The following is a 5,003-nucleotide window of genomic DNA, read 5'->3' as shown; positions in this document are numbered from 1 at the left end:
GGGAGAAATTAGCCTTGTTAATGCCAGGGCAATTCTCGTAAACCATTTTCCAGGGCGTATAGGCAGCCTCGTAATTCTTTACTTTGGCATGCTCTGCATAAATGGAAAGATTGGTCATGCATTCCGGATTCTGGGCCTGGCTAAAACCAACTGTAGTAAATCCTAAAACCGCAACCATCGTGAGGAAAATATTCTTTTTCATCTTGTCATTTATTAAGGGGTGCGTAAAATAGTAATTTTTCATTAATTAATCTGTCTCTTCATGAACCATCTGGCGTTAAAAGCCAGACCTATACTGAATTTAAAATAACTTTCCCGCACAAGCTGGTTCATTGTGGTGCCCCTCCTTCCCACTTCAAAGCCGAGATTTAAATTGGAAAAATCGGAACCTACCGGTATACCCATTCCAAAGGTTATGCCAAAGTTTTCAATAGACTTGTCATTTACGATTAAACCCGTATTATCCAGACGTACGCCGGCCCGGTATGTCACCCGGTCGAAAAAAGAGTCGATTGAGGTGTAATCTGGCACCCAGTAGCCCCCAAAGGCGTAGCTGCTGGCATCCTCATACTCTGTATTGTTCTCCTGCAAAAAGGTGTTGACAAACTCACTGTATTTTTGAAAGCTGTATTCGGCACCCACAAACCAGTGCTTGTCCTCTCCGTATCCGAGGCCCAGGGTGGTGGTCGTAGGTATTTTAATAAAGGTATGCCTGAGGTTGTCCTCGTCGAGGTTTACATCAAAGATTTCAATGTTCTGTCCGGTCTCGGGCTGCAGGGTCCCGATTTGTTGTTCGTTATCCGAAGTAAGGTTGGCCTGTGTATTGACCCGTACTGAGGTGAAAAGTGAGTGTTTGCCCAACCTCGGCGTATAGGTAAGCCCGTAGTTAAAGTCAAAACCACTGACATTAGACCGCCTCTGGTCAACCGTCCCAAAGATGACGTCCTCCACCACCTGAAAACGGCTCTTCTCCAGATTCCCGAAAAAATAATTCACCGAGGCACCGATGTGCAGGTTGCGCCGAACGCGAATACCGGCGGTAAAAAATACCTGATTCAGGCCTCCTTCGCCATTGTATTGGGTGGAAACTTCTGCCCCATCGTCATTTACCGTTTCATTGATCAGGCTATACCCCATTTCACTGTAGGGCTTGAGCCCAAAGGAAACACCCATTTGCTGAAAGCGGACTGGCAGGGCCACGGCGATGTATTCCAGGGTCGAGACCGAACTGTTCTGTTGTTCGTCAAAGGTCTCCAGGCGGATCTCTTTATGGGAGACGGCCGCCGAATACGAAGTCAGCGCCAGTTTACCAAGGGAAGCCGGGTTGTTCAGGTGAATGTGTATACTGTCTGTGTACATTCCCAGCCCGCCCATGGACTGGTTCTCCACGGTCCTTACAGAACGCAGTTCACCAACGCCAAACAGGGAGTAGGGGGAAACGGTGGCATTTTGGGCCGACACCGCATAAGTCGCAAAACACAGTAATGCGAGAACAAGTTTTTTTACCATCTAGCTCTTGTTGTATTCCAGCAGCTGGTTTAAGCCCTCCAGGAGAAAATTAGAATGGGCAAATATGGTATTTTTTAACCGCTTAGACAAAAATTGAGCGTCCCCTCCTGTTAAAATAACTGTTAAATGGTGGAACCTTTTGGAATACTGCTCGATAACCCCGTCAATTTCAAGGGTGATCCCGTTTACTACACCACTGTGCATACTGGTTTCGGTGGCATTTCCGATAAAATCCAGTATAGTCTCAGGCGTTAGGAGCGGGAGCTTGTCCGTATACTCGTGCAGAGCGGTATAGCGCATGTAAAGGCCTGGTGAAATAGCACCCCCCAGGTATTCCCCATGGTCGTTGACCATGTCATAGGTAATACACGTTCCGGCATCAATCACCAGGGTGTTGCCCTTGGGGTTGTGGTAAAAGGCAGCCGTAGCCAGGGCCATTCGGTCAGGACCAAGGGTGGCTGGGGTAGCATAGGAGTTCTTAAAAGGAATCCTGTACTGAGGGGATAACACATATACTTTACAAAATACCGATAAAATCTCCACCGACTGGGATTCAAGGTGGCTTACGGCCGAAATAAGGGCAGCGCTAATCCCGGGGAATTTTTCAAAAACCTGTTTAACACAATCCGCAAAGCCTTCCTGAGGCCCGGTTTGGGTATGCAACAGCGTTTTCCTCCTGAAAACGGCAAACTTTATTTGAGTATTTCCGGCGTCTACGACGAGATTCATATTACAAAGATTGCAATTTGAGAGAACATCCTCCCGCTTTTTTACAGATTTTGTTGGTTAATGCTAAATTTGAATTTATATTTGCCACCCCTTCAAAAGCGCTTCCGGGCGTGAAGGGAACAAGGGAAGAATTCGCGAAGAAAGACTCCCTTAAAGCGTCAAGGTACCTTAGCTCAGTTGGTAGAGCAACGGACTGAAAATCCGTGTGTCCCTGGTTCGATTCCTGGAGGTACCACTTAAAGCGCCAAAACCCGCTCCGAAATGGAGCGGGTTTTTTGTTTCCAGGACGCGTCGAAAGTTCACTTTCGTAAGCGGACGGGGAACAAAAAACCGCCTCCGCTAAAGGCGGAGGCCGGGTTTTGGCATTTTCAGGTGCGGGACCAAAGGAACACCGAGCGTAGCGAGGTATCTCCTGGGGGCTGCGCCTAGGTCAGCAGTTCCCAGTGGCAGTAGGCAGCATTTCAATGAAAATTGAAGCACAGTTTTCTATTTCCCAAACACAGGGTTTTGGCATTTTCAGGTGCGAGACCAAAGGAACACCTAGAGTTTTACCACTGGAGTATAACCGTCAACTTCTTTTTCGTACTTTCAGAAGGCAACCAACCAACCCATGCTCCGCTTCTTCCGTCAAATACGTCAACGACTTTTAACTGATAATAAGATCAGCAAATACCTGCTATATGCCATCGGGGAAATTCTGCTGGTGGTGATTGGGATTTTGATTGCGTTGCAGATTGATAATTGGAATGAGGAAAAGAAAGAGAGGCAGCGATTGAATGACTTCCTTACTGAAATTCAAAATGACCTGAGCGATGATATACTAAAGGCGAATGATTTTATTGATGACTATATAGCCAAAGACTCAATTTTAAGAAATATTAGACTTGACAAAGTCTCATACGGTATTGAAAAGTACATTGAAAACCGTCAAAGTTTAATACTGATCTACGAATCCGAAAATTTTAGACTACAATCCAAAGGCTATGACGGATTGGTTCAAAACATTGATAATATTCCAAAAAAGCACAAGAATTTGATGGACATGCTAAATTTTATCTATGTGGCCAATAGGTATGATTTGGAATCTATGAACAAAAGATTGGAGGCAAATACCCACGATAATATTGATAATTTAAAAAGTAAGGTATGGTCCGTCGATTTCTGGGATTGGCGGCTAAATGATGATATGATTACATATTTTGAAAGTGATTCATACAAAAATGAAGCTGTGCATTATTCAAACATTCTATGGGGATTCATCACACATATAGTTCAATTCAAAATAACAGCTATTGAAACGTACAAGGAAATTGCCGTATTAAAGTCCGATAATGCATCACTACCGAAACATGTAAGTTACACTTATCCAGAGCCTGAAACGCTGTCTCATTTCGCAGGAAAATTTCAGATTTTCAGCAGGGAATCTTCAGAACTTGGGGTTGAAAACCAAGAAGAGTTTTTAATTGAAGATAATCAGCTTAAATGGCACTACAGTTATGAGGGTATTAATGTTCAGGAGGATTTTAATATCCCGCTATACTGGCACAAAAACAATATTTTTTTTAATTTCCAAGTACCAGCTATCTTTGAGTTTAACGGTGAAAATGAATCAAAAGTAATTTTCACTGGAAGATCACACGGTCAATGGGATCGCTATGAAAAAGTAAACCCGAAGGACTAGCCTCCTAATCGCTTAAGCCCCTCCTCCAATCAAGGGCTAGAATAGGAATTTTATCTCCTAACAGCCCATTTTTATCTTCCAACTATAGTAGCCTTATAGCAGTCCCTTCTTTCATTCAAAAAAGGGGGTGACACCAAAAAACATATGCTATTGTAACAGCAAGGGTCCCCGGTCGTCTTAACTGAAACACTAAGAATGAAAAACCAACTGACTCTCCTTTTAACACTGCTATTCTCTTTTTCACTTGCAGCTCAAAATGAATCGAAAGAAATAGAACAATTTACGTACGAATTAGACCAGAGAATCCCAGAATTGCTTCATGATTTCCTGGTTCCCGGTGCGGCTATTGCCCTTATTGAAAACGGTGAAATTATATTGCAAAAAGGCTATGGGTACTCAAATATTGATAAAGGAACCCTGGTAACTCCAACTACGGGTTTTAATATTGGATCTATTTCCAAAACTTTTGCCGCATGGGGTGTGATGAAACTGGTTCAGGAGGGCAAAATAGACCTTGATGCCCCGGCAGAAAATTATCTTACCCGATGGCATTTCCCGGATTCAGAATTTGACGCAGATAAGGTCACCCTCAGGAGACTTTTAAGTCATACCGCAGGACTGTCATTGCACGGTTACCCGGGTTGGTCGCCAAAAGACGAATTACCTTCTATTGAAGAATCTTTAAATGGTAAAAACAATGGTCCGGGACGTGTCGAAATTATTATGGAACCCGGGACCAAGTGGAAATATTCAGGAGGTGGGTTTACTGTTCTTCAGTTGATTATTGAAGAAGTTACCGGGGAAAAGTTTGAAGATTATATGCAGGCAAATATTCTGAATCCTTTGGGGATGACCCATAGTAGTTTCACCATTGACGACAAAATATTGGAAGCATCTGCCCTTGAGTACAATGAGTTTGGAGAAGTGATCGACTTTGAATTATTTACAGCTCAGGCTGCAGCAGGGTTGCATACCACTATAAAAGACTTCACAAAATTTGCACTGGCCGGCCTGTATAAAAAACCGAATAATAACGAGTACCAACAAGTTTTATCGGTGGCTAATCTTCAAGACATGATGGAGC

General features: G+C 43.6%; 4 protein-coding genes, 1 tRNA gene and 1 pseudogene. 3 read left to right on the top strand and 3 right to left on the bottom strand.

Features of this window, described 5'->3' with window-relative positions:
• The 3 genes and pseudogenes from WBV75_RS03750 to WBV75_RS03740 form a co-directional block, all read right to left on the bottom strand.
• Window positions 1-202: pseudogene (locus WBV75_RS03750) on the bottom strand (hypothetical protein); the annotation flags it as partial.
• 41 nt (window positions 203-243) lie between these two features.
• Window positions 244-1,509, bottom strand: a complete 1,266-nt coding sequence (locus WBV75_RS03745; protein WP_424119316.1) for a hypothetical protein — start codon at window positions 1,507-1,509, stop codon at window positions 244-246.
• Entirely contained in the window at window positions 1,510-2,238 is a 729-nt protein-coding gene (locus WBV75_RS03740; RefSeq protein WP_424119315.1) for a type III pantothenate kinase, read from the bottom strand.
• A gap of 162 nt (window positions 2,239-2,400) precedes the next feature.
• Between WBV75_RS03740 and WBV75_RS03735 the strand changes: the two genes are divergently transcribed.
• From WBV75_RS03735 to WBV75_RS03725, 3 genes are all read left to right on the top strand, one after another.
• A tRNA-Phe gene (locus tag WBV75_RS03735) sits at window positions 2,401-2,473 on the top strand.
• Between the two features lie 375 nt (window positions 2,474-2,848).
• Complete coding sequence (locus WBV75_RS03730; RefSeq protein ID WP_424119314.1) at window positions 2,849-3,919, top strand: DUF6090 family protein; 1,071 nt, start codon at window positions 2,849-2,851, stop codon at window positions 3,917-3,919.
• 195 nt (window positions 3,920-4,114) lie between these two features.
• The coding region (locus WBV75_RS03725) for a serine hydrolase domain-containing protein (protein ID WP_424119313.1) at window positions 4,115-5,003 on the top strand (889 nt) is incomplete at its 3' end.

It is taken from the genome of Robiginitalea sp. (genome assembly GCF_049588695.1).
In the GTDB taxonomy this organism is placed as follows: Bacteria; Bacteroidota; Bacteroidia; order Flavobacteriales; family Flavobacteriaceae; genus Robiginitalea.
This window is presented reverse-complemented; position numbering and strand designations above follow the sequence as displayed.

Bases quoted from the DNA above. Each gene is read 5' to 3' on its own strand.
- WBV75_RS03745 (WP_424119316.1), bottom strand. From the start codon at position 1,509: ATGGTAAAAAAACTTGTTCTCGCATTACTGTGTTTTGCGACTTATGCG.
- WBV75_RS03740 (WP_424119315.1), bottom strand. From the start codon at position 2,238: ATGAATCTCGTCGTAGACGCCGGAAATACTCAAATAAAGTTTGCCGTT.
- WBV75_RS03730 (WP_424119314.1), top strand. From the start codon at position 2,849: ATGCTCCGCTTCTTCCGTCAAATACGTCAACGACTTTTAACTGATAAT.